Origin of the sequence: Sphingomonas sp. MMS24-J13, from assembly GCF_044905095.1 — a bacterium.
In the GTDB taxonomy this organism is placed as follows: Bacteria; Pseudomonadota; Alphaproteobacteria; order Sphingomonadales; family Sphingomonadaceae; genus Sphingomonas_I.
Genome location: NZ_CP173258.1, coordinates 3,334,539 through 3,357,878, shown reverse-complemented (window position 1 = coordinate 3,357,878; position 23,340 = coordinate 3,334,539). Strand labels below are relative to the sequence as shown.

Genomic DNA, 23,340 nt, shown 5'->3' with positions numbered 1-23,340 from the left:
GATCCGGTGCCGGCTCCGGCCCACATGGGGACCATGCTGATCGAGACCGAAACGACGCCGAATCCGGCCACGCTGAAATTCCTTCCGGGTCAGGCGGTGATGACGGCGGGCACGCGCGATTTTGCCGATGCGGAGGAGGCCACGGCTTCACCGCTTGCCGAGGCGCTGTTCGATCTCGGCGATGTCTCGGGCGTCTTCTTCGGCAAGGATTTCGTTTCGGTCACCGCCGGCGAAGGTGCTGAATGGCGGTCGCTCAAGCCCCAGGTATTGAGCGTGCTGCTGGATCATTTCTCCAGCCATGCGCCGCTTTTCCGCGCGGGCACGGCGGGCGATATCGATGTCGCCGAGGATGGCGACTTCGCCGAAGACCCGGCCGACGCCGATATCGTCGCACAGATCAAGGAATTGATCGAGCTGCGCGTGCGCCCGGCGGTGGCGCGCGACGGCGGCGATATCGTCTACCGGGGCTTCGATCGCGGCACTGTCTATCTGGCGATGCACGGCGCCTGTTCGGGTTGCCCGTCGTCATCGGCCACTCTCAAGAACGGCATCGAGCAGCTGCTGAAGCATTATGTGCCGGAAGTGACCGAAGTCCGCGCCGCCTGACCGACCATCCATCCAGACGGGGATCTCATGGCCGAATCACTCAACGACGACGCGCTCGATCGTATCTTCCGCACTGCGCGGACCTATAATGGCTTTACCGACGAGCCCGTCGGCGAGGCGCAGCTCCGCGCTATCTGGGATCTGATGAAATGGGGGCCGACCTCGGCCAACCAGGAGCCTGCGCGCATCGTCTGGTGCGTGAGCCAGGAGGCGAAGGACAAGCTCGCGGCCTGTGCGTCCGCCACGAATGCCGCCAAGATCGCGAAAGCGCCGGTCGCGGCGGTGATCGGCATGGACATGGAATTCTACGAAAAGCTGCCCAAGCTCTTCCCGCATACCGACGCGCGCCCGTGGTTCATCGGCAACGACGCGCTGATCCACGAATCGGCGTTCCGCAATTCGACCCTGCAGGGCGCCTATTTCATCGTCGCCGCGCGCATGCTGGGCCTCGATACCGGGCCGATGTCGGGCTTCGATCCGGCCAAGGTGAACGAAGCCTTCTTCGCCGGCACCACCTACAAGGTGAACTTCATCTCGACCTTGGGCCATGGCGATCCGGAAAGCATCTTCGGCCGGCTGCCGCGCCTCGATTTCGAGGAAGCCAATACCATCCTCTGATCCTGTGGCGGCGCTCGTCATCGAGACTGCGACGGCGGCCTGTTCGGTGGCGCTGCTGGCGGGCCGCGTGCGGCTGGCCAGCGCGCATGAACTGGTCGGGCGCGGCCATGCCGAGCGGCTGGTGCCGATGATCGGCGAGGTTTTGGCCGCCGCCGGCGTCGAGCGCGCCGACCTGATCCTGGTCGATTGCGGGCCGGGCAGCTTTACGGGTATTCGTGTCGGTCTCGCGGCGGCGCGCGCGCTCGGCTATGCGTGGGGCGTGCCGGTCCGCGGCTATAGCGCGCTGGCGCTGATCGCGGCGGCGCAGGGGAGCGATGAGGAGAGCGTGGCGGTGGCGATCACCGGCGGCCATGGCGAATTGTTCGTACAGCGTTATGCGCGCTTGCCCGTCGCGCCTCTCTCCGATCTGCGTTCGCTGGCCCCGGCCGATGCGGCTACCGTGATACCCGATGCACTGGTGTTGGGTTCGGGCGCAGCGCCTTTGGTCGCCGCGCGCGGCTTCGGCTTCGCTGAAGAGCGTTTTCCGGATGCCGCCGATGCCGGCCTGCTGCCCGATGCGCTTGTCGCGCTCCCGCCGATCCCGATTTACGGCCGCGCGCCCGACGCGAAGCTGCCGGGATGACCACGCCGATCCACCTCCGTGAAGGCGGCTCCGACGATATCGGAGCGCTGATGCGCGTGATGGTGCGGGCGTTCGATCCCGCCTTTGGGGAAGCCTGGAACCGCGGCCAGTGCCTCGGCATCATGTCGCTGCCCGATGTGTGGCTGAGCTTTGCCGAAGCGACGGAGGATGGGGTATCCCAGCCAGTCGGCTTCGCGCTCAGCCGGTTGCTGATGGACGAGGCCGAATTGCTGTTGCTCGCCGTCGATCCCGATTGGCGCCAGCGCGGGGTTGCCAGTGCGCTGATCGATCGCACGGCGATGAATGCCGCCGCACGCGGCGCGCACCGGCTGCTGCTCGAGGTGCGCGACGGCAATCAGGCATTGTGTCTTTACCAGCGCCAGGGTTTCGGCCAGATCGGGCGGCGTCGGGATTATTATCGCGGTGGCGATGGCTCGACCCATGATGCACTGACGCTGGCGCGGCCGATCGGTTGACGGCCTTCCTTCCTTTCGAAAAAGTTTCTAGGTTGAGGCCATGACTCGCAAGATCGACGTAGAGACGCTGTGCGCCGATAAGGGTCTGCGCATCACCGAGCAGCGGCGCGTAATCGCGCGCGTGCTGTCCGAGGCGGAGGACCATCCCGATGTCGAGGCGTTGCACGTGCGTGCATCGGCGATCGATCCGGGCATCTCGATTGCCACCGTCTATCGCACCGTGCGCCTGTTCGAGGATGCCGGCATCCTCGAACGCCACGATTTCGGCGACGGCCGCGCGCGCTACGAGGCGGCGGCGGAGACGCATCACGATCATCTGATCGATGTCGAGACCGGCAAGGTGATCGAGTTCGTCGATGCCGAGCTGGAGGCATTGCAGAAGCGCATTGCCGAGAAGCTCGGCTTCCGTCTGGTCGATCACCGCATGGAGCTTTACGGCGTCTCGCTCGCCCGCAAGGATTGAGCATAGCGCCATGATGATACGCATCGCGGTGCGGGTGGCGAGCATCGCGCTCCTGCTGGCGATCTGCCTGCCGATCTGGGCCGTTCTCCGGCTGTTCGGTGACGGCACCGGGATGGTGTGCTTCTTCCTCGGCCGGGTCGGCTGGCTGCTGGGGCTACGGGTGCGAATTGTCGGCACGCCGGTCCGCCGCAATGTTCTCTATGTGGCCAACCACATTACCTGGCTCGATATCCTTGCGCTCGGCGGCGCGCGCCATACGCAATTCATCGCCAAGTCGGAGATTGCCGGCTGGCCCGTAGTCGGGTGGCTGGCCAAGATCGGCGGCAGCGTGTTCGTTGCCCGCGAACGCCGCAGCTCGACGCGGTCGCAGGCTAATGCGGTGGTCGATGCGCTGAAGAGCGGCCATCCCGTCGGGCTGTTCGCGGAAGGCGGTACCGGTGATGGGGTGACCCTCGATCCGTTTCGTCCGGCGCTGTTCGCGGCAGCGGTGGAGGCGGGTGTCATGGTCCAGCCGGTGGCAATCGATTATGGCGATCGCTCAGCCGAAATCGCATGGCCGGACGGCACCGGTTTCGCGACCGAGGGCAGGCGCATGATCGGCCGCCCCGCGCCGGTGCGGGTGACCTTGCATTTCCTCGAACCGCTCGATGCCAGGATGTTGGATCGCAAGGTGCTGGCAACCGAGAGTCATCGGGCGATAGCCGCCGTATTGGGACAATCCTGACTCGATCCTCCTCCGAAGAGGGGCGCCTGCCTAGCCGCGATACTTGATTCCGATCCACAATGTCCGCGGGCTCGCCCGCTCGATCGTGCCGTCCGACGCGACGGTTGCCTCGACCAAAGTATTCGTCACATTCTCCGCCCGCGCCTGGATCGAGAAGCCCTTGCCCAGCGGCAGTGCCGCGGTCAGGTCGAGCGTGGTCGCAGCCTTGTCGATCCGGCTGTTCTGGTCGTCCTCGAACTGACCCGAAATGTAGCGGACGGTCGCGGCAGCCGAGAGGCCTGAGGCCTCCTCGCGCCCGATCGTGGCGGATACTTGTTGCTTGGGTGTCTGCGCCGGGCGCAGGCCGTTGAGCGGCGCCGATACGCCCGATCCCCGCACACGTGCATCGACATAGGCATAGGAGGCGCTCAGCCGCCATGCGCCGTCGGTGAAGCTGCCCTCCAGCTCGGCGCCGTTCGATCGGATCGCATCGAGATTGCCGCGCTGGCGGAACACGCCGCCGGCGGCGACGAAGCCGACGCCCGGAAAGGTACCCGGGCCCGCGCCGAGCGTGATATTGCCGATCGCATCGTCGAGGATGTTGTGGAATGCGGTCGCCGAGAATTTGATATTGGGCAGCGGGGTCCAGTCGATCCCTCCGTCCAGGCCCTTCACGCGCTCGGGCTTCAGCGCCGGATTGGCCGCCGTGGCGTCGGGGCCCGCACGGAAGGGGCGATAGAGCTCGTTCAACGTCGGCAGACGCCAGCCGAGATAGGCGGCGGTGCGTAAGCGCACAGCGTCGGTAACCTTCCACGCGAGCCCGCCGCGTCCGGTCCCCTCGGTGCCGTGTCGATCGGCATAATTGGTGTTGGTGAGGAAAGCGGACGTGCTGATCGTCTGCTCGCGCAGATGCCCGTTGGTGATCCACCAGCGATCGATCCGTCCGCCGCCGGTGAGGATGATGGCATCGCCCAGCAACGGCACGCTCAGTTCGGCGAAGGCGCCGGTGGTGGCGGTCGCGCCGCCCGCATCGCGCTGTCGGGTCGGCTGGCCGGCCACATAGGTGTAGAATTCGTCGGTCTCGCCGACCGTGTGGCGCCCATCGACGCCGAGCCGGAGCTCGATCTTGCCGAGCGGGGGGCGAATTTCGATGCGACCGCCGACGCCGCTTGCCGGCACGTCATATTGGTTGAGTGACGGGGTGACCACCGTTCGGGTCGCGTTCGCACTGGCGAAGCCCGAGGTGAATTTGCGCTCCTGCAGGTAGGCCAGCGCCTCGAAGCCCCAGCGGCCATGGCCGACGAGCCGCACGCTCGCATCGGCGCCCGACGAGGTGTTGGCGGTGCCATCGAGCCCGCGCGTGCGCTCGTCGCGCAACATGAGCATGTTGGCCTGCAATTCGGTATCGGGGGCGACCGGGAAGACGACGCGCCCGTCGATGCTGCCCTGGCGATAGGGGGCGGCCTTGTCGACCGGCCCGCGCTGGTTCGCCACGATCGGGATGAAGCCGTCCCCGCGGGAATAGGATCCCGAGAGGGTGGCGAAACCCGCGCCGAGCTTGCCCGACAGCGCCGCATCGGCATCGACCGAATTGCGGCTGCCGTAGAGGATGGACGCCTCGACCGGCGCCAGCTCCTCGGGGCTCGCGCTGGAAAGCTCGATCGTACCGGCGAGAGCCCCCGGCCCGTATACGCCGCTGCCGCCGCCGCGCGTCACGCGCACCTGGCCCAGACGTGAGGGATCGAAGGCGGTGAAGGTGACCCAACCGCCGAACGGATCGACTTGCGGGACGCCGTCCAGCACGACGAGCGCGCGCGACGAGGCATTGCCGCCGAGTCCGCGCAGGGTCGCGCCCTGGCTGGTGGGATGCGCCGAGCGCGCGTCCGACCTGCGATATTGGGCGAAGCCGGCGACATCGCGCAGCACATCCTCCAGCCGCCCGCTCGCGGTGGTGCTCAACCGATCGCGATCGATCGTGACGACGTCGTAGGCGGCATCGCCCTCGGCGGCGGCGAGGCCCCGGCCAGTGACGGTGATTTCGATGGGCGGAGTCGGGGGAAGGGCGGCAGGCATGGCGCTCCCATAGCGAAGCTCCTTCGCCAAATGCAGCTGCCATCGTTGACTTTGTCGCAATCAAGCCCGCTGCAGCCCAACTCAGGGCGATTTAATGCGGTACTGTGGCCTCGCCGCCGCCAATAGGACGCGGATTGCCGCCGCGCGTGCGGCAGGATAGTTTCCGGATACCCCAAGCCGGAGAGGATGCGGCATGCTCAACCTGACTCGCCCCGATGGATCCGAACCCGAGGATTTCCATATCAGCCGTCGTGCGGTCGCCGGCTTGTTCTTCACCGGCTATGCGGTCGCCGCCTTCTCGGCCGAAGCCGCACCGATCACGACGCCCGAAGACGGGCTGGTGATCGAGAAGGCGATGATCCCCAACGGCGCGCCCAATCCGCTGCCGGCCTATGTCGCGCGACCCAAGGGTTCGGGGCGGCATCCGACGATCGTGGTCATCAATGAGGTGTTCGGCATCCACGATTATATCAAGGATATCTGCCGCCGCTTCGCGAAGCTCGGCTATGTCGCGGTGGCACCCGATTTTTTCTATCGCTCCGGCGCCAATCTGCCCGCGATGAGCGATCTCCAGCAGATTATTGCGATCGTCCGCCAGGCAAGCGATGTCCAGGTCGACGGCGATGTCGCCGCCACCACCGCTTGGCTCAAGACGCAGAAATTCACCAAGCCCGACAAGATCGGGATCACCGGCTTCTGCTGGGGCGGCGGTGTCGTGTGGCGGAGCGCCATGGTCAATCCCGATTTCAAGGCAGGTGTCGCCTGGTACGGTCCGCTGAAGCCGCTGATCGCGCGTGCCGGCGAACTCAAGGCCCCGGTGCTCGGCCTCTATGGCGGGCTCGATACCGGCATCACGGCGGCCGACGTCGATGCGATGCGCGCGGCGCTCAAGGCGGCGGGCAAGGATGACGAGATCAAGGTCTATCCCGATGCCGCCCACGGTTTCCATGCGGATTATCGTGCATCCTATAACGAGGCCGACGCCAAGGACGGCTGGGCGCGCGCGCTGGCCTTCTTCAAGGCGCACGGCGTGGCCTGACCTTGTCTCCCCGCTCTGCACGGGCGGGGAAAAGTTGTCGCAGTCTCCCAAAAAGCGGCTACCGCGGGCGCATGACGCTCAACATTCTCGCTACCGGCACCAGCCGGGGCATCGGCCGTGCGATCGCGGCTGCCTTCGATTCCGATGACGTCCGTCTGATCGGCCACGCCACGCGCGCCGACGAGGCGGGCACGATTCCCGCCGATCTCGACGAGCCCGGCGCCGCGCCGGCTTTGTGGGCGGAGGCGCTGGCGCGGTTCGATGGGCGGATCGACGTGCTGATCAACAATGCCGGAATCTTCGAAGCGACGCCGCTCGACTCCCCGGACGAGGACTGGCTTGCCGGCTGGGAGCGGACGATGCGGATCAACCTTACCGCCTCGGCCGAACTGTGCCGTCTCGCCGTGCGCCACTGGCAGATGCGCGGTACCGAGGGCCGGATCGTCAATCTCGCCAGCCGGGCGGCGTATCGCGGCGATAGCCCGGCGCACTGGCACTATGCAGCGTCGAAGGCGGGAATGGTCGCGATGACCAAGACGATCGCGCGCGGTTATGCTGCCGAGGGCATCCTGGCCTTCGCGGTCTGCCCCGGTTTCACCATGACGGGCATGGCCGAGGAATATCTCTCGAAGCGCGGCGGCGACAAATTGCTGGCCGATATTCCGCTCGGCCGCGTCGCCGATCCGGCCGAGGTCGCGACCACCGTCCGTTTCCTCGCGCTCGAAGCGCCGGCATCGATGACCGGCGCCGTGCTCGACATCAATGGAGCCTCCTATGTCCGATGAATGGCAGGTGCAGAGTGCCGAGAGCTGGAAGCTCACCTTGCCCTGCACCAAAGCGGAGGCGGAGGCGCTCGCGGTGGAGGAGCCCGAGTTCGAGGGCGTCGATCCGCCGCCCGTGCTGATGACGAGCGAACCCGACCAGTATCGTCCTGAAGAATGGCAACTCGACGCCTATTTCGGGCAGGAGCCCGATGCCGCCCTGATCGCGGCGGTGCGGGCGCTCGTGCCGAGTGCTGAGGGCGTCGAGGCGCGGATCGAGCGGATCGGCGACGAGGATTGGGTGACGATCAGCCAGCGCTGGCTCGAACCGATCCGCGCCGGGCGCTTCTTCGTCCACACCGCCGCTTATGCTGACACGGTACCCGCTGGCGTGACCGCCTTCCGCATCGAGGCGAGTCGTGCCTTCGGTACCGGGCATCACGAGACGACGGCAGGCTGCCTTGCGATGCTCGATCGCTGGGCGGAGGCTGGAAAGCAATTCGGTCGCATCGCCGATATCGGCACGGGCACCGGTCTGCTCGCCTTTGCGGCGCATGCGCTGTGGCCCGACGCCGATGTGATCGCATCGGACATCGATCCGGTTGCGATCGAGGTCACGGCCGAGAATATGGAGATCAACGGGATCGATCCTGCCGCGATCGCCCTGGTCGCGGCCGATGGTATGGACGATCCCGCGCTCGCCGCGGCCGCGCCGTTCGATCTGCTGATTGCCAATATCCTCGCCGGTCCGCTGATCGCGCTCGCCCCGGATTTTAGTGCCGTTGTGGCACCAAAAGGTCACATCCTGCTGGCCGGACTGCTGGCTTCGCAGGCGGACGATGTGTTAAAAGCCTATCAGGCGCGAGGGGCTGTCCTCGCCGAGCGGATCGACCAAGGGGATTGGTCGATCCTGGGGCTCGTTCAGGCATCGTAAACGACGCTTGAGCCAAGTGACATACTAAGCTAATACAGTGATGCGCCGCCTGGGGATGGTTGCGCGCGCTGGAGGGACGGGCAGGCGTGATGAACATGGAAGCGGGCATCGGGTCCTCGGATTATACCGAGCTGGACGAAGGCAATGCCCGCCGTCGGCGGATGATCATCGTCGCCTCGATCATGGCGTTGGTGCTGGTCGTTGCCGGCGTCGTCGCGCTGCGCGTCTTCCGCAAACCCGCCGCTCCCGTCACCGATACCGCACCGGGTATCACCGTGATCGTTCCGGGGCGCCATTCGGTGACCACCGAGATTCCCGCGGTCGGCAATATCAGCGCGCGGCGCGATATGCCGGTCGGCGTCGCCGGCGAGGGCGGCACGGTCGTGCGCGTACTGGTCGAGCCGGGCGACTGGGTGAAGGCCGGCCAGTCGCTGGCGGTGATCGATCGCTCGGTCCAGGTCCAGCAGGCCGCGAGCCTCGCCGCCTCGATCCGCCAGGCCCAGGCCGATGCCGATCTCGCCAGATCCCAGCTGGAGCGCGCGCGCAAGCTCGTCAGCAACGGCTTCGTCTCGAAGGCCGATATCGAGCAGAAGGAAGCGACGCTCGATTCGGCCAATGCTCGGGTTGCGGTCGCGCAGGCGCAGTACAAGCAGCAGCAGGCGATGATCGGCCGGCTCGACATCCGCTCGCCGACCGCAGGACTGGTGCTGACGCGCGCGGTCGAGGCCGGGCAGACGGTCGGCGTCCAGTCGCAGGCCCTGTTCCGCGTCGCCGAGGGCGGCAAGATGGAATTGCAGGCGCATCTTTCGGAGGCCGATCTGGCGCGCATCCATGTCGGCTCGCCCGCCTTCGTGACGCCGGTCGGCACCACGATGAAGGTTGCGGGCGAGGTCTGGCAGATCTCGCCTGTGATCGACACCAATACCCGCCAGGGTACGGTGCGGATCGCCTTGCCCTTCAACAAGGCGCTGCGCCCGGGCGGCTTTGCCGCAGCCGAGATCGGCGGCGGGGTCGGCGACGTGCCGTTGCTGCCCGAAAGCGCGGTGCTGAGCGATCAGAAGGGCAATTACGTCTATCTGATCGGGCCCGACAATCGCGCGGTCCGCCGCGAGGTGAAGGTCGGCGACGTCGACGATCGCGGTGTCAGCATCATCTCCGGCCTAACCGGGCGTGAGCAGGTCGTCGCGTCGGCCGGCGCCTTCCTGAACCCGGGCGACAAGGTGAAGCCGCACCTCGCCCCGTCGCCTCGCTGAGGATCGATCGAGCCCATGAATTTCCGGAACATCTCGGCTTGGTCGATCCGCAATCCGGTGCCGTCGATCGTGCTGTTCGCGGCGCTGACCCTCGCGGGCCTCGTCTCGTTCACGCGGATGAGCATCAACCAGAGCCCGGAAATCACCTTCCCGGGCGTGGTGGTGAGCATCTCCCAGCCGGGTGCGGCGCCGACCGAGCTCGAAAACCAGATCACCCAGCGCGTCGAGGCGGCGGTGCGTAATCTGGAGGGCGTCGACGAGATCAATTCGACCCTGACCGAAGGAAACTCGGAAACCTTCGTCCAGTTCACGATGGAGACGCCGGTCGATCGCGCGACCACCGACGTGCGCGATGCGATCTCGCAGATCCGCGGCCAATTGCCCGACGGCATTCTCGAGCCGCAGATCATCCGCGCCAAGGTCAATGGCGGCGCGCTCGCCAATTTCTCGGTCGAAGCCAATGACATGACGCTCGAGCAATTGTCATGGTACGTCCAGAATATCGTCACGCGCCGATTGCTGGCGATCGAGGGCATGCAGAGCATCAATGTGGCTGGCGCGGTCAGCCGCGAGATCCGCGTGATCCTCGATCCGGCCAAGATGCAGTCGCAGGGCGTCACCGCGAGCCAGGTCAATACCCAGCTGCGCGCGACCAACGTGAACGCCGCCGGCGGCCGCGCCGAGATTGCAGGCGCCGAACAGGCGGTGCGCGTGCTCGGCAATGCCGACGATGCCTATACGCTGGGCCAGACGCAGATCCAGCTCGGCAATGGCCGCTCGGTCCGCCTGGCCGACATTGCCGACGTGCGCGATGCGTATGGCGAGCGGCGCGATCTCGCGATCCTCAACGGCAAGCCGGTGGTGAGCTTCGGCCTGCTGCGCGCGCGCGGCGCATCGGAGGTCGCGATCTACGACGAGGCGCTCAAGGTTCTCGCCCAGCTGGAGAAGGAGAATCCGAAGATCCACTTCGTGCGGCGCTTCAACTCCACCAAATATACCAAGCAGAATTACAAAGGCGCGATGCGCGCGATGATCGAAGGCGCGATCCTCGCCGTCGTCGTGGTGTTCCTGTTCCTGCGCGACAAGCGTGCGACCGTGATCTCGGCACTGGCGATCCCCTTGTCGGCGATCCCGACCTTCTGGGTGATGAGCATGCTGGGCTTCACGCTCAACTTCATGACCCTGCTCGCGCTCAGTCTCGTGGCTGGCGTGCTGGTCGATGACGCGATCGTCGAGATCGAGAATATCGTCCGCCATATGCGCATGGGCAAGACCGCCTATCAGGCCTCGATCGATGCCGCCGACGAGATCGGTCTCGCGGTGGTCGGCACCACGTTTTCGATCGTCGCGGTGTTCCTGCCTGTCGGCCTGATGCCCGGCATCGCCGGCCAGTTCTTCAAGAATTTCGGTATCACGGTCGTCGTGGCGGTGCTGATGAGCCTGCTCGTCGCGCGCCTGATTACACCGATGATCGCCGCCTATTTCCTGAAATCGCACGGCGAAGCCAAGCATGGCGAAGGCTGGATGATGGATGCCTATATGCGCATCCTGCGCTGGACGATCGACCAGTCGGGCATGGAGCGCGCCCGCGCCGAAGGCGGCTGGACGCGGCGGCTGGCGCCGTTGCGCGATCATCGCTGGTGGACGATGGGCATCGGGCTCGTCGCCTTCCTCATCACGATCGGCCTGTTCGTGGCCTTGCCCAAGACGTTCCAACCACCACAGGACAGCGACACGAGCCGCGTCGAGGTCACGCTCGCCCCCGGCACGACGCTGGAGCAGACCCGCCAGGTGGCCGAGCGCGCGGTGGCGATCCTCAAGACCCAGCCCGAGGTCGAGACCGCGGTCGACTATGTCAGCGTCGGCAGCGCCACGATCGCGATGACGCTGAAGGACGATCGCAAGCGCAAGAGCTACGAGTTCGAGCGCGAAGTGGCGCCGCTGCTGGGCAAGATTCCCGACGCGCGGATCAATTTCCAGTCGCAGAATGGCGGTGGCGGCAGTTCGCGCGACGTGTCGATCATGCTGGCGGGCGACGATCCCATTCAGCTCAATGGATCGGCGCAAAAGCTGATCGAGGAAATGAAGGGCCTGCCCGGTATCCGCGCACCGCGGATCGAAGGCGATCTTCCGCGCCCCGAGATCACGATCAAGCCACGCATGGATCTCGCCGCCGATCTGGGCGTCACCACGCAGGCGCTCAGCCAGACGATCCGTATCGCCACACTGGGCGATATCGACCAGAATGCCGCCAAATTCTCGCTGTCCGATCGCCAGATCCCGATCCGGGTGATGCTCGACGAGAATAGCCGCCGCAGCCTGTCGACGATCCAGAATCTGCCGGTGCAGCTCTCGCGCGGCGGCAGCGTGCCGCTGAAGGTGGTGGCCGATATCGGCTTCGGCGCGAGCCCGTCGCAGATCCAGCGCTACAATCAGGAACGCCGCATCGTAATCAGCGCCGATCTCGCCCCCGGCGCGGTCAGCGGCGACCAACGCGCCAAGATCATGGATCTTCCGGTCATGAAGAATCTGCCAATGGGGGTGCATTATGCCGCCGCCGGCGAAGCCAAGTGGCAGGCGGAACTGATGACCAACTTCGTCATCGCCCTGGTCGCTGGCATCCTGCTCGTCTTCGCGGTGCTGGTCCTGCTTTATCGCCGCTTCATGCCGCCCTTCGTCAACATGGGCTCGCTGCTGCTGGCGCCGCTCGGTGGTCTGCTTGCTCTGGTGGTGGCTGGCCTGCCGATCTCGCTGCCGGTGATGATCGGTCTGCTCATGCTGTTCGGCATCGTCGCCAAGAATTCGATCCTGCTGATCGATTTCGCGATCGAAGAGATGCGCCAGGGCCGGACCCTTCTGGAATCGATCCTCGATGCCGGCCACAAGCGCGCGCAGCCGATCGTCATGACGACGGTGGCGATGATCGCGGGGATGTTGCCGACCGCTCTGTCGATCGGCAGCGACGGATCGTTCAACCAGCCGATGGCGGTGACCGTCATCGGCGGCCTTTTGCTTTCGACCCTGCTCACCCTGCTGATCGTGCCGGCGGGCTTCAGTCTGGCCGATGGGCTGGAAAGCTGGCTCGCGCCGCGCTTCGGCCGCGTACTCGCACACGAAGGGGAGAAGGCATCCGGCCACGGAGTTCCCCAGCCGGCAGAGTGAACCTTCGGGCGCTACGGTTATTGTGCTTGATAGATATGCCGTGTCGCCCGATCCGCCTGTGAGCCTCGCGCCCGCCCGTTCCGCCCCCAACGGCGTCCGGCAGATGCGCATCGTCGCGACCGGGCTGCTGGTGGCGATGGCCGCGCTCTATGTGACGGCGCGGCTGCTGGAGCCGGTGCACCCCGCGTGGGGCTTCGTTCGGGCTTTTGCCGAGGCGGCGATGGTGGGTGGGCTGGCCGACTGGTTCGCCGTCACTGCGTTGTTCCGCCACCCGCTCGGACTGCCGATCCCGCACACCGCGATCATCCCGCGCAACAAGGATCGGATCGGCGACAGCCTTGCCGCCTTCCTGCGCTCCAATTTCCTCGTGCCGCGGATCGTCGCGCGCCGCATGGCGCGGCTGGATGTGGCCGGCGCGATCGGCCGTGTGCTCGCTTCGCCGCCGCGCGAGGGGCCGATGCGGGCCGGCGCGGGCAAGCTGGCAGTGACCCTGCTCGAAAGTCTTGGCGACGAGCGACTCGGCCAACTCTTCAAAAGCGCGACCGCGCAGCGACTGCGTTCGCTCGATCTCGCACCCTTGGCTGGTCAGCTATTGACCGCTGCGATCGCCGAGGGGCGCCATCGGCCGATGATCAACACGGCGATCCTGTGGGTCGGCCGCACGCTCGACGCCAACGAGGCGTTGTTCCGCAAGATGATCCATGATCGTGCGGGATCGATCCTGCGCTGGACCGGACTCGACGAGACGCTTTCGAGCAAGATCCTCGACGGCATCTTCCGCCTGCTCGGCGACATGGCCGAAGATCCGGATCATCCGCTTCGTGCCAAGACCGAAGAGGGGCTCACGAGCCTGGCCGAGCGTCTTCAGCACGATCCCGAATTGCAGGCCAGGGTGGCCGCGTGGCGCGATGCCGCTTTGGCCAATCCGGCGGTCGGAGCCTGGCTCGATGGCCTGTGGCAGAGCGCCCGCGCCGCGATGCTGCGCGCCGCGCGCGATCCCGAGGCGGTGGCGGCCGGCAAGTTCGGCGAAGCGATGCGCCAGATGGGGCAGAGCCTGCAGGAGGATGACCGCGTACGGCTCGCGGTCAATCGCTTCGCGCGACGCGCGGCGGGCGGTGTGGTCGCATCTTATGGCGACGGTATCGTCAGGCTCGTGTCCGAAACCGTGCGCGGCTGGGACGCTCGGACGGTCACCGGCCGGCTCGAAAATGCGGTCGGCCGCGATCTGCAATATATCCGTATCAACGGGACTTTGGTGGGCGGCCTGGTCGGGCTGGCGATCCACGTTTTCGACGTGCTCGTTTGACATCCGCCGTCAGGTGGCGTCCCCCGGGCCCGGCATATCCAGCCGGATCGTCTGCGCTTCGATAAACGATCCCCCGCCCGCCTTCCGCGCGATCTCCCGATCGAGCGCCTCCAGCACGAGTTCAGGGGGCACGGGTTTCATCACCACCGCAAGATCGGGATGCGCCCGCGCGAGCGCGTCCGGAAGGCCGGTGCCGGTGTGAATGACCAGCGGAATGCCGCGCTCGATCAAATGCAACGCCAACGGCGTCACGTCGCGATCGAGAAGATTGGCGTCGAGTATGGCGGCGGCTATCGGCCCCGTTTCGGCCAGAACAAGGGCCTCGGCGACGTTCGCCACCGGCCCGATAACCACGCCGCCTTGCTCTTCCACGGCGGCGGCGAGGTCGAGCGCGAGCAACACCTGATCCTCTGCGATCAAAATAGCCAAGCCGGTCAGCACGCGCACGATCCCCGATGGAGCGAGACGTCATGTTTCCAGCGAGTTCGCTCCCATCCTCGCCCGATCTTTCCGAACAGACTTGATCCAGGTTAGTTCCGGGGTGTCGTCGCATCCGCAGAATTGGCGCCCGTCAGAGGCTGACCTGCATCAGCGCGTCGCGATATTTGAGATCGAGTGGGCGCGCGATCCCGGGACTTGGGGGATCAGACCAAAAGAAAAGCGCCGCCGTCCCGGGGGACGACGGCGCCGATCTTCTTCAGGCCTGGGCCCAGGCGATTACTTGTTCAGGTAATCGCCCGCGTCCGCGTCGCTGCCATGGGTCTGGCCCACGACTTCGCCGAGCGGATCGCTGCCGGTGCCGGTCGAATCGCGCGTGGTACGCGCGAGTTCGGCGGCATGCTCTTCAGCGGCATTCTTCGGCGCCGTGATTGCGGCGGCGACGGTGCGCTGCGAGGCACGGAGTGCGGCATCGCGGCTGGAGGCGGTGACGCGCAGGCGGTTCATGCCCGCGCCGGTGCCGGCGGGGATGAGACGGCCGACGATCACATTCTCCTTGAGGCCGGTCAGGCTATCCACCTTGCCCTGCACCGAAGCCTCGGTGAGAACGCGGGTGGTCTCCTGGAACGACGCCGCCGAGATGAACGAACGCGTCTGCAGCGAGGCCTTGGTGATCCCGAGCAGGATCGGCTTGCCCTCGGCCGGCGCCAGGCCGGCGTCGAGCTTCGCGTTGATCTCGTCCATTTCCTCGCGATCGACCTGTTCGCCCGGCAGGAGGGTCGTGTCGCCGGCCGCGGTGATCTCGACCTTCTGCAGCATCTGACGAACGATCGTCTCGATGTGCTTGTCGTTGATCTTCACGCCCTGCAGACGATAGACCTCCTGGATTTCCGACACGAGATATTCGGCGAGCGGCTCGATGCCGAGCACCTCGAGAATATCGTGCGGATCGGGCGAGCCGCCGATCAGATTGTCGCCGCGCTTGACGTAATCGCCTTCCTGCGCGTCGATCGCCTTCGACTTCGGCACCAGGTACTCGACCGGCTCCGAACCATCATCCGGACGGATGATGACCTTGCGCTTGGCCTTGTAATCCTTGCCGAATTCGACGCGCCCGGAGATCTTGGCGATGATCGCATTCTCCTTGGGCTTGCGCGCCTCGAAGAGCTCGGCGACGCGCGGCAGACCGCCGGTGATATCGCGGGTACGCGCCGCTTCACGCGGAACGCGCGCCAGCACTTCGCCGACCTGGACCATCTGGCCGTCCTCGACCGCGATGACCGCGCCCGGTGCGAGGCGGCTGACGCCGGTCTCGCCCGAAGCTTCGTCCAGCAGGGTGATGCGCGGGCGCAGGTCGTCCTTCTTCGAACGGCCCTGATCCTCGAGCACGACGCGCTGGGTGAGGCCGGTCGTTTCGTCCGATTCCTCGCGCACCGTGCGGTTCTCGATCAGATCCTGGAAGCGGACCATGCCCTTCTTGTCGGTGATCACCGGCATATAGGCCGGATCCCACTGCGCGATGCGATCGCCCTTCGAGACGACATGGCCGTCTTCGAACAGGATCTGCGCACCGTAAGGCAGGCGATGGGTCGCCCGCTCGCGGCCGTCCATGTCCATGATCGCGATTTCGCCCGAACGGCTCAGCGTGATGCGCTGGCCCCGCGGGTTCACGATCGTCGGCACGTCACGATACTGGATCGTGCCGTCGCTGACCGCCTCGAGGTTCGACTGCTCGTTGAGCTGTGCCGCACCACCGATGTGGAAGGTACGCATGGTGAGCTGCGTGCCCGGTTCGCCGATCGACTGGGCGGCGATGACGCCGACCGCCTCGCCGATATTGACCGGCGTACCGCGCGCCAGATCGCGGCCGTAGCAGGCGGCGCAGACGCCACCCTTGGACTCGCAGACCAGCGGGCTGCGGATCTTGACCGCCTGCGGCGCGACCGCCTCGATCTGCAGGATCATCGCCTCGTCGAGCAACGTGCCCTCGGGAAGGACGACCTCGCCCGTCTTGCTGTCGATGATATCCTCCGCCGTGGTGCGGCCGAGGATGCGCTCGCCGAGCGACGCGATGGTCGAGCCGCCCTGCACGATCGCGCGCATTTCCAGCGCCCGCTCGGTGCCGCAATCCAGTTCGACGACGACGCAATCCTGCGACACGTCGACCAGACGGCGGGTGAGGTAACCCGAGTTCGCGGTCTTCAACGCCGTATCCGCGAGGCCCTTACGAGCGCCGTGGGTGGAGTTGAAATATTCAAGGACGGTCAGGCCTTCCTTGAAGTTCGAGATGATCGGCGTCTCGATGATCTCGCCCGACGGCTTGGCCATCAGGCCGCGCATGCCGGCAAGCTGCTTGATCTGCGCCTGCGAACCACGCGCACCGGAATGCGCCATCATGTAGATCGAGTTGATGTCCGCTTCCCGGCCGTCAGGGTTCTTCTTGACCGCCTGGATCTCCTTCATCATCTCAGCGGCCACGCGATCGCCGCAACGCGACCAGGCGTCGATCACCTTGTTGTACTTTTCCTGCTGGGTGATCAGGCCGTCCTGATACTGCTGCTCGTAATCCTTCACGAGCAGCTTCGTCTCTTCGACCAAAGGCTCCTTCTCGGCCGGGATGACCATGTCATCCTTGCCGAACGAGATGCCGGCCTGGAAGGCGTGACGGAAGCCGAGGCTCATGATGCCGTCGGCGAACAGCACCGTCTCCTTCTGGCCGGTGTGGCGATAGACGATGTCGATGACGTCGCCGATCTCCTTCTTGGTCAGCAGGCGGTTGACCGTTTCGAACGGAACCTTGTGGCTCTTCGGCAGGGTCTCGGCGATCAGCATGCGGCCGGGCGTGGTCTCGACCCGCTTCATGTAGGTCTTGCCGGCTTCGTCGGTCTGCGGAACGCGGGTCGTGATCTTCGTGTGAAGCGTCACGGCCTTGGCGTTGAGCGCCTGGTGCACCTCCATCATGTCGGAGATGAGCATGCCCTGGCCGGGCTCGTCTTCCTTCATCATCGACAGGTAATAGAGACCCAGCACCATGTCCTGCGACGGCACGATGATCGGCTTGCCGTTCGCGGGCGACAGGATGTTGTTGGTCGACATCATCAGCACGCGCGCTTCCAGCTGGGCCTCGAGGCTCAGCGGAACGTGGACGGCCATCTGATCGCCGTCGAAGTCGGCGTTGAAGGCCGAGCAGACCAGCGGGTGCAGCTGGATCGCCTTGCCCTCGATCAGCACGGGCTCGAACGCCTGGATGCCCAGGCGGTGAAGCGTCGGGGCACGGTTCAGCAGCACGGGATGCTCGCGGATCACCTCGTCGAGGATGTCCCAGACTTCCTTGCGCTCCTTCTCGACCCACTTCTTCGCCTGCTTGAGGGTCATGGAGAGACCCTTGGCATCGAGACGGGCGTAGATGAACGGCTTGAACAGCTCGAGCGCCATCTTCTTGGGCAGGCCGCACTGGTGCAGCTTGAGTTCCGGGCCGGTCACGATGACCGAACGGCCCGAATAATCGACGCGCTTGCCGAGCAGGTTCTGACGGAAGCGGCCCTGCTTGCCCTTGAGCATGTCGGACAGCGACTTCAGCGGACGCTTGTTGGCACCCGTGATCGTGCGGCCGCGGCGGCCGTTATCGAACAGCGCGTCGACCGACTCCTGCAGCATGCGCTTTTCGTTGCGGACGATGATGTCCGGTGCGCGCAGCTCCATCAGCCGCTTGAGGCGGTTGTTGCGGTTGATCACGCGGCGATACAGATCGTTGAGATCCGACGTCGCGAAGCGGCCGCCGTCGAGCGGGACGAGCGGGCGCAGTTCCGGCGGGATGACCGGAACGACGTCGAGGATCATCCACTCCGGGCGGTTGCCCGAATCGATGAAGCTCTCGACGACCTTCAAGCGCTTGATGATCTTCTTGGGCTTGAGCTCGGACTTGGTGACCGCGAGTTCCTCCATGAGGTCCTTGCGCTCGCCCTCGAGATCGAGGTCCATCAGCATCTGCTTGACCGCCTCGGCGCCGATCCCGGCGGAGAAGGCGTCCTCGCCATATTCGTCCTGCGCGGCGAGCAGCTCGTCCTCGTTGAGGAGCTGATACTTCTCCAGGCTGGTGAGGCCCGGCTCGATCACGACATAGGATTCGAAGTACAGGATGCGCTCGAGCTGCTTCAGCTGCATGTCGAGCAGCAGGCCGATGCGGCTCGGCAACGACTTCAGGAACCAGATGTGCGCGACCGGGGCGGCGAGCTCGATATGGCCCATGCGCTCGCGGCGAACCTTGGCGACGGTCACTTCGACGCCGCACTTTTCGCAGACGATGCCCTTATACTTCATGCGCTTGTACTTGCCGCACAGGCACTCGTAATCCTTGATCGGACCGAAGATGCGTGCGCAGAACAGGCCGTCACGCTCGGGCTTGAACGTGCGATAGTTGATCGTCTCGGGCTTCTTGATCTCGCCGAACGACCAGGAGCGAATCCGATCGGGCGATGCGATGCCGATCTTGATCTGGTCGAACGTTTCCGGCTTGGCGACCGGATTGGCGAAGTTGGTCAGTTCGTTCATCTCAAATCCTCACTTGGAGGGAAAATACCGGGCGAGGGGAAGGGCGCTGTCTTCGGGAGACAGCGCCCTTCCGGTCACTCCGCCGCTTCGGCGCTTTCGGTGTCCTCGATCGAGTTCAAATCGATGTTGAGGCCCAGCGAGCGCATTTCCTTGACCAGCACGTTGAAGCTTTCGGGAATGCCGGCCTCGAACGTGTCGTCGCCCTTGACGATCGCCTCGTAGACCTTGGTGCGGCCGACCACGTCGTCGGACTTCACCGTCAGCATTTCCTGCAGCGTGTAGGCGGCGCCATAGGCCTGGAGCGCCCACACCTCCATTTCCCCGAAACGCTGGCCGCCGAACTGGGCCTTGCCGCCCAGCGGCTGCTGGGTGACGAGGCTGTAGGGCCCGATCGAACGCGCGTGGATCTTGTCGTCCACAAGGTGGTGAAGCTTCAGCATGTAGATGTAGCCCACGGTCACCTTGCGGTCGAACGCCTCGCCGGTGCGGCCGTCGAACAGCTCCGACTGGCCCGACGTGTGCAGGCCGGCCTTGGTCAGCATCGCCGAGACGTCAGCCTCACGCGCGCCGTCGAACACCGGAGTCGCCATCGGAATGCCGTTCTTCAGAAGGCCCGCCATCTCGACGATATCGGCCGACGTACGCGCGTCGATTTCCTCGTGATATTGCTCGCCATAGATGTCCTTCAGCCGCTCGACGACGGCCGCCGGAGGCGTGCCGCCCTCGACGCCATCGGGATTGGCTTCGCGCCATGCCTCCAGCGCCTCGGTCACCTGCTTGCCCAGGCCGCGTGCGGCCCAGCCAAGGTGGGTCTCGAAAATCTGGCCAACATTCATGCGCGACGGCACGCCGAGCGGGTTGAGCACCAGATCGACAGGCGTACCGTCCGCTAGGAACGGCATGTCCTCGGCCGGCAGGATCCGGCTGATGACGCCCTTGTTGCCGTGACGGCCGGCCATCTTGTCGCCCGGCTGCAGCTTGCGCTTCACCGCGACGAACACCTTGACCATCTTCAGCACGCCCGGCGGCAGCTCGTCACCGCGCTGCAGCTTCTCGACGCGATCGTCGAACTTGCGGACGATGGCGCCGACGGCTTCGTCATACTGCGCCTTGACCGCTTCCAGATCGCTCTGGCGCGCATCGTCGGCAACGGCAAACTTCCACCACTCGCGACGCTCGACTTCCTCGAGCATCGCATCGTCGATGATCGCACCCTTGCGGACGCCCTTCGGGCCCGAAGCGACGGTCTGGCCGAGCAGCATCTCCCTGAGACGCGACCACGATGCCCGGTTGACGATCGCGCGCTCGTCCTCACGGTCCTTCGACAGCCGGTCGATCTCCTCGCGTTCGATCGCGAGAGCGCGCTCGTCCTTGTCGATGCCGTGGCGGTTGAACACGCGCACGTCGACGATGGTGCCCGAAACGCCCGGCGGCAGGCGCAGCGACGTGTCGCGCACGTCGGAGGCCTTTTCACCAAAGATGGCGCGGAGCAGCTTCTCCTCCGGCGTCATCGGGCTTTCGCCCTTCGGGGTGATCTTGCCGACCAGAATGTCGCCTGGCTCCACTTCGGCGCCGATGTAGACGATGCCGGCCTCGTCGAGGTTGCGCAGAGCTTCCTCGCCGACGTTCGGGATGTCGCGAGTGATGTCCTCGGGCCCGAGCTTGGTGTCGCGGGCCATCACCTCGAACTCGTCGATGTGGATCGACGTGAACACGTCGTCCTTCACGATCCGCTCGGAGATGAGGATCGAGTCCTCGTAGTTATAGCCATTCCACGGCATGAACGCGACGAGCGCGTTGCGGCCGAGCGCCAGTTCGCCGAACTCGGTCGACGGACCGTCGGCGATGATGTCGCCGGCCTCGATCACGTCGCCCACCTTCACCAGCGGACGCTGGTTGATGCAGGTCGACTGGTTCGAACGCTGGAACTTCATGAGCGTGTAGATGTCGACGCCCGACTTGCCGGCATCGACCTCGCCGGTGGCGCGGATGACGATACGCGCCGCGTCGACCTGGTCGACGATGCCCGCGCGCCGCGCGCCGATCGCCGCACCCGAATCGCGTGCGACGGTGCCTTCCATGCCGGTGCCGACGAACGGCGCCTCGGCGCGGACCAGCGGCACGGCCTGACGCTGCATGTTCGAGCCCATCAGCGCGCGGTTGGCGTCATCGTTTTCCAGGAACGGAATGAGCGATGCCGCGACCGACACGAGCTGCTTGGGGCTGACGTCCATCAAGGTGATGTGATCGCGCGGCGCCATCAGGAACTCGCCCGCTTCACGCGCCGAGATCAGATCCTCGGAGAAGGTGCCGTCGGCCGCGATATCGGCGTTCGCCTGCGCGATCGTGTGCTTGGCCTCTTCCATCGCCGAGAGGTACACGACCTCGTCGGTGACCTTGTGGTCGATGACCTTGCGATACGGCGTCTCGATGAAGCCGTACTTGTTGACGCGGCTGAACGAGGCGAGGCTGTTGATCAGGCCGATGTTCGGGCCTTCCGGCGTCTCGATCGGGCAGATGCGGCCATAGTGGGTCGGGTGGACGTCGCGGACTTCGAAGCCTGCACGCTCACGTGTGAGACCGCCCGGCCCGAGCGCCGAAACACGACGCTTATGCGTCACTTCGGAGAGCGGGTTGGTCTGATCCATGAACTGCGACAGCTGCGAGGAGCCGAAGAATTCGCGCACCGCGGCCACCGCCGGCTTGGCGTTGATCAGGTCGTTCGGCATGACGGTCGACACGTCGACCGAGGACATGCGCTCCTTCACGGCGCGCTCCATGCGGAGCAGGCCGACGCGATACTGGTTCTCGAGCAGCTCGCCGACCGAACGCACGCGGCGGTTGCCGAGATTGTCGATGTCGTCGATCTCGCCCTTGCCGTCCTTCAGATCGACCAGGGTCTTCACGACCGCGAGGATGTCCTCGGTGCGGAGCGTCGTGACGGTATCCTCGGCGTCGAGCTCGAGGCGCATGTTGAGCTTCACGCGGCCGACCGCCGAAAGGTCGTAGCGATCCGGATCGAAGAACAGGCCGGAGAAGAGCGACTCCGCGGTCTCCTTCGTCGGCGGCTCGCCGGGGCGCATGACGCGGTAGATTTCGGAGAGCGCATGATCGCGCTCTTCGACCTTGTCGGCCTTCAGCGTGTTGCGCATCCAGGCACCGGTCGAGATGTGATCGATGTCGAGCAGGTCGACATGGTCGATGCCGGCACCGTCGAGCAACTCCAGATTCTCCGGAGTCACTTCGTCGCCCGCTTCGATGTAAATGCGGCCGGTGCTCTCGTCGATCAGATCGAAGGCGCTGTAGCGGCCATAGATCTCCTCGGTCGGGATCAGCAGGTTCTTGAGCCCGTCCTTGCCGGCCTTGTTGGCGGCGCGCGGCGAGATCTTGGTGCCCGCCGGGAACACGATTTCGCCGGTGTCGCCGTTGACGACATCGAAGTTCGGCTTCTGACCGCGCCAATTCTCGACCAGGAAGGGCACCTTCCAGCCGCCCTCGCCGCGGACATAGGTCTGCGTCTTGTAGAAATGGTTGAGGATTTCCTCGCCATTCATGCCGAGCGCATAGAGCAACGTCGTGACCGGCAGCTTGCGCTTGCGGTCGATGCGGACGTTGACGATGTCCTTGGCGTCGAACTCGAAATCGAGCCAAGAGCCGCGATAGGGGATCACGCGGGCGGCGAAGAGATATTTGCCCGAAGCGTGGGTCTTGCCGCGGTCATGATCGAACAGGACGCCGGGGCTGCGATGCATCTGGCTGACGATGACGCGCTCGGTGCCGTTGATGATGAACGTGCCGTTCCAGGTCATGAGCGGCATGTCGCCCATGTAGACGTCCTGCTCCTTGATATCGAGCACCGAACGGGTGTCGGTATCGGCATCGACCTCGAACACGATCAGGCGCAGGGTCACGCGCATCGGCGCGGCATAGGTGATGCCGCGCTGGCGGCATTCCTCGATATCGTACTTGGGGTCTTCCAGCTCGTAATTCACGAAATCGAGCTCGGCTGTGCCGGCGAAATCGCGAATTGGGAAAACCGAGCGCAGGGTCTTTTCGAGGCCCGAAACATAACCGATCGAGGGATCGGAGCGCAGGAACTGCTCGTAGCTTTCGCGCTGCACCTCGATCAGGTTCGGCATTTGCACCACTTCGTGGATGTTGCCGAAGACCTTGCGGATGCGCTTCTTCGCTGCGCCGTACAAGGATTGGGGGGCTGGAACTGCCTGGGTCGCCATCGATTATCCCTCAGGAACGGATCATAAAAATTCCCGCATCGCGGCGGGAGCTCAGCCAGTAAGCGCTGGAAATCCAACGCAAAAAAGTGCGGGTCCGGGC

16 protein-coding genes are annotated in these 23,340 nt (G+C 65.3%); 12 read left to right on the top strand and 4 right to left on the bottom strand.

The window, feature by feature from the left end; translation table 11 throughout:
- The first annotated feature begins 33 nt into the window (after nt 1–33).
- The 6 genes from AB4Z44_RS15420 to AB4Z44_RS15395 are packed head-to-tail and all read left to right on the top strand — an operon-like array spanning nt 34 to nt 3,509.
- Complete coding sequence (locus AB4Z44_RS15420; protein ID WP_404710580.1) at nt 34–606, top strand: NifU family protein; 573 nt, start codon at nt 34–36, stop codon at nt 604–606.
- A gap of 27 nt (nt 607–633) precedes the next feature.
- A complete protein-coding gene (locus AB4Z44_RS15415; RefSeq protein ID WP_404710579.1) occupies nt 634–1,224 on the top strand; it encodes a malonic semialdehyde reductase in 591 nt (196 codons plus the stop codon).
- 4 nt (nt 1,225–1,228) lie between these two features.
- The gene (gene tsaB / locus AB4Z44_RS15410; protein WP_404710578.1) at nt 1,229–1,846 is read left to right on the top strand and encodes a tRNA (adenosine(37)-N6)-threonylcarbamoyltransferase complex dimerization subunit type 1 TsaB; all 618 of its coding nucleotides are present in this window, start codon (nt 1,229–1,231) and stop codon (nt 1,844–1,846) included.
- Nucleotides 1,843–2,322, top strand: a complete 480-nt coding sequence (locus AB4Z44_RS15405; RefSeq protein WP_404710577.1) for a GNAT family N-acetyltransferase — start codon at nt 1,843–1,845, stop codon at nt 2,320–2,322. The genes tsaB and AB4Z44_RS15405 overlap by 4 nt, the downstream gene beginning before the upstream one ends.
- Nucleotides 2,323–2,362: 40 nt before the next feature.
- Entirely contained in the window at nt 2,363–2,785 is a 423-nt protein-coding gene (locus AB4Z44_RS15400; RefSeq protein WP_404710576.1) for a Fur family transcriptional regulator, read from the top strand.
- A 10-nt stretch (nt 2,786–2,795) separates the two neighbouring features.
- The gene (locus tag AB4Z44_RS15395) at nt 2,796–3,509 is read left to right on the top strand and encodes a lysophospholipid acyltransferase family protein (RefSeq protein WP_404710575.1); all 714 of its coding nucleotides are present in this window, start codon (nt 2,796–2,798) and stop codon (nt 3,507–3,509) included.
- Nucleotides 3,510–3,539: 30 nt separating this feature from the next.
- Here the strand turns inward: AB4Z44_RS15395 and AB4Z44_RS15390 are convergent, their stop codons facing one another.
- Nucleotides 3,540–5,561, bottom strand: coding sequence for a TonB-dependent receptor (locus AB4Z44_RS15390; RefSeq protein ID WP_404710574.1), 2,022 nt, complete (start codon nt 5,559–5,561; stop codon nt 3,540–3,542).
- A gap of 193 nt (nt 5,562–5,754) precedes the next feature.
- Here AB4Z44_RS15390 and AB4Z44_RS15385 point away from each other — a divergent pair, with 193 nt between their 5' ends.
- From AB4Z44_RS15385 to AB4Z44_RS15360, 6 genes are all read left to right on the top strand, one after another.
- A complete protein-coding gene (locus AB4Z44_RS15385) occupies nt 5,755–6,600 on the top strand; it encodes a dienelactone hydrolase family protein (protein ID WP_404710573.1) in 846 nt (281 codons plus the stop codon).
- 71 nt (nt 6,601–6,671) lie between these two features.
- On the top strand, nt 6,672–7,385 hold the full coding sequence (locus tag AB4Z44_RS15380; protein WP_404710572.1) for an SDR family NAD(P)-dependent oxidoreductase: 714 nt from the start codon (nt 6,672–6,674) through the stop codon (nt 7,383–7,385).
- Complete coding sequence (locus AB4Z44_RS15375) at nt 7,375–8,295, top strand: 50S ribosomal protein L11 methyltransferase (RefSeq protein ID WP_404710571.1); 921 nt, start codon at nt 7,375–7,377, stop codon at nt 8,293–8,295. The genes AB4Z44_RS15380 and AB4Z44_RS15375 overlap by 11 nt, the downstream gene beginning before the upstream one ends.
- 89 nt (nt 8,296–8,384) lie before the next feature.
- Complete coding sequence (locus AB4Z44_RS15370; protein WP_404710570.1) at nt 8,385–9,548, top strand: efflux RND transporter periplasmic adaptor subunit; 1,164 nt, start codon at nt 8,385–8,387, stop codon at nt 9,546–9,548.
- A 15-nt stretch (nt 9,549–9,563) separates the two neighbouring features.
- Nucleotides 9,564–12,710: an efflux RND transporter permease subunit gene (locus AB4Z44_RS15365; protein WP_404710569.1), complete on the top strand. Its 3,147-nt coding sequence runs from the start codon at nt 9,564–9,566 to the stop codon at nt 12,708–12,710.
- 103 nt (nt 12,711–12,813) lie between these two features.
- Nucleotides 12,814–14,016 carry a DUF445 domain-containing protein gene (locus AB4Z44_RS15360; RefSeq protein WP_404714243.1) on the top strand — a complete coding sequence of 401 codons (1,203 nt, stop codon included), beginning with the start codon at nt 12,814–12,816 and terminating at the stop codon, nt 14,014–14,016.
- A gap of 9 nt (nt 14,017–14,025) precedes the next feature.
- Here the strand turns inward: AB4Z44_RS15360 and AB4Z44_RS15355 are convergent, their stop codons facing one another.
- The 3 genes from AB4Z44_RS15355 to rpoB all read right to left on the bottom strand — a co-directional run bounded on the left by AB4Z44_RS15355 (nt 14,026) and on the right by rpoB (nt 23,240).
- Entirely contained in the window at nt 14,026–14,463 is a 438-nt protein-coding gene (locus AB4Z44_RS15355; RefSeq protein ID WP_404710568.1) for a response regulator, read from the bottom strand.
- A 270-nt stretch (nt 14,464–14,733) separates the two neighbouring features.
- On the bottom strand, nt 14,734–19,005 hold the full coding sequence (rpoC, locus tag AB4Z44_RS15350) for a DNA-directed RNA polymerase subunit beta' (RefSeq protein WP_404710567.1): 4,272 nt from the start codon (nt 19,003–19,005) through the stop codon (nt 14,734–14,736).
- 74 nt (nt 19,006–19,079) lie between these two features.
- Entirely contained in the window at nt 19,080–23,240 is a 4,161-nt protein-coding gene (rpoB, locus tag AB4Z44_RS15345; protein ID WP_404710566.1) for a DNA-directed RNA polymerase subunit beta, read from the bottom strand.
- Between the last annotated feature and the right edge of the window lie 100 nt (nt 23,241–23,340).

What these genes read in the sequence shown, in the direction of transcription:
- AB4Z44_RS15400 (WP_404710576.1), top strand. Translation starts at nt 2,363, where the DNA reads ATGACTCGCAAGATCGACGTAGAGACGCTGTGCGCCGATAAGGGTCTG.
- AB4Z44_RS15365 (WP_404710569.1), top strand. Translation starts at nt 9,564, where the DNA reads ATGAATTTCCGGAACATCTCGGCTTGGTCGATCCGCAATCCGGTGCCG.
- rpoC (WP_404710567.1), bottom strand. Translation starts at nt 19,005, where the DNA reads ATGAACGAACTGACCAACTTCGCCAATCCGGTCGCCAAGCCGGAAACG.
- rpoB (WP_404710566.1), bottom strand. Translation starts at nt 23,240, where the DNA reads ATGGCGACCCAGGCAGTTCCAGCCCCCCAATCCTTGTACGGCGCAGCG.
- AB4Z44_RS15420 (WP_404710580.1), top strand. Translation starts at nt 34, where the DNA reads ATGCTGATCGAGACCGAAACGACGCCGAATCCGGCCACGCTGAAATTC.
- AB4Z44_RS15415 (WP_404710579.1), top strand. Translation starts at nt 634, where the DNA reads ATGGCCGAATCACTCAACGACGACGCGCTCGATCGTATCTTCCGCACT.
- AB4Z44_RS15395 (WP_404710575.1), top strand. Translation starts at nt 2,796, where the DNA reads ATGATGATACGCATCGCGGTGCGGGTGGCGAGCATCGCGCTCCTGCTG.
- AB4Z44_RS15360 (WP_404714243.1), top strand. Translation starts at nt 12,814, where the DNA reads ATGCGCATCGTCGCGACCGGGCTGCTGGTGGCGATGGCCGCGCTCTAT.
- AB4Z44_RS15380 (WP_404710572.1), top strand. Translation starts at nt 6,672, where the DNA reads ATGACGCTCAACATTCTCGCTACCGGCACCAGCCGGGGCATCGGCCGT.
- AB4Z44_RS15375 (WP_404710571.1), top strand. Translation starts at nt 7,375, where the DNA reads ATGTCCGATGAATGGCAGGTGCAGAGTGCCGAGAGCTGGAAGCTCACC.
- AB4Z44_RS15385 (WP_404710573.1), top strand. Translation starts at nt 5,755, where the DNA reads ATGCTCAACCTGACTCGCCCCGATGGATCCGAACCCGAGGATTTCCAT.
- AB4Z44_RS15390 (WP_404710574.1), bottom strand. Translation starts at nt 5,561, where the DNA reads ATGCCTGCCGCCCTTCCCCCGACTCCGCCCATCGAAATCACCGTCACT.
- AB4Z44_RS15370 (WP_404710570.1), top strand. Translation starts at nt 8,385, where the DNA reads ATGAACATGGAAGCGGGCATCGGGTCCTCGGATTATACCGAGCTGGAC.
- AB4Z44_RS15405 (WP_404710577.1), top strand. Translation starts at nt 1,843, where the DNA reads ATGACCACGCCGATCCACCTCCGTGAAGGCGGCTCCGACGATATCGGA.